1 protein-coding gene is annotated in these 922 nt (G+C 61.3%); it reads left to right on the forward strand.

Translation table 11 applies throughout. The features are described 5' to 3' along the window. Nucleotides 1–213: 213 nt before the first annotated feature. On the forward strand, nucleotides 214–922 hold a 709-nt coding region (locus LN415_09845; GenBank protein MCJ2557387.1), incomplete at its 3' end, for a 4Fe-4S binding protein.

Raw genomic sequence — 922 nt, forward strand, 5'->3', positions numbered from 1 at the left:
AGATGGCCGAGGTCGTGGGGCTCCCTCCGAGAGAGGTCCTGAGGAACCTGGTAGCCCTTGAGAGCGACGGGCTCGTCTCGGTCACGGAGATCGACGGGAGCAGCCCGAGGTACAGGAAGATCGGAGGGTGATGGCGCCATAGAGACCAGCCTTGGGGCGGCTAAGCTGAACGGCAAACACATCTCCGAATCGGATAAGGGCAGAGTCGGCTCTGTGCTGATCGTCGGCGGGGGAGTCGGCGGAATCCAGGCCGCCCTTGACTTGGCCGAGTCGGGGTTCAAGGTCCATCTCGTCGACAAGTCCCCGGTGATAGGAGGCGTGATGGCCCAGCTGGACAAGACCTTCCCGACCAACGACTGCTCCATGTGCATCCTGTCCCCCAAGCTGGTCGAATGCGGCAGGCACCTCAACATCGACATCCATACCTGTGCCGAGGTAACCGGCTTATCGGGGGAGGCTGGTAACTTAACCGTCTCGGTCCTCCAGTCTCCGAGATACATCGACATCGAGAAGTGCAACGGCTGCGGCCTGTGCGCAGAGTTCTGCCCCGTGGACGCGATCGACACTTTCAATCAGGGCCTGAGCGAGAGGAAGGCGGTCTACATAGACTATCCCCAGGCGGTTCCCCTGGTATTCACGATAGACAGGGAGAAGTGTATCGGATGTGGGCTGTGCCAGAACGTCTGCCTGGCCGACGCCCTCGCCTACGAGGACCAGGATAAGACGTTCGACCTGAACGTGGGGGCCATCATCCTGTCTCCGGGCATCGAGGCCTTCGACCCCACAGTGGTCGGCAAGTATGGTTATGGACGCTACCCCAACGTGGTCACGAGCCTCGAGTTCGAACGCATACTGAGCGCCTCGGGCCCCTTCATGGGGCGCGTCCAGAGGCCATCGGACGGAGACATCCCAAAGAAGATCG

This window comes from Candidatus Thermoplasmatota archaeon, assembly GCA_022848865.1.
In the GTDB taxonomy this organism is placed as follows: Archaea; Thermoplasmatota; Thermoplasmata; order RBG-16-68-12; family JAGMCJ01; genus JAGMCJ01.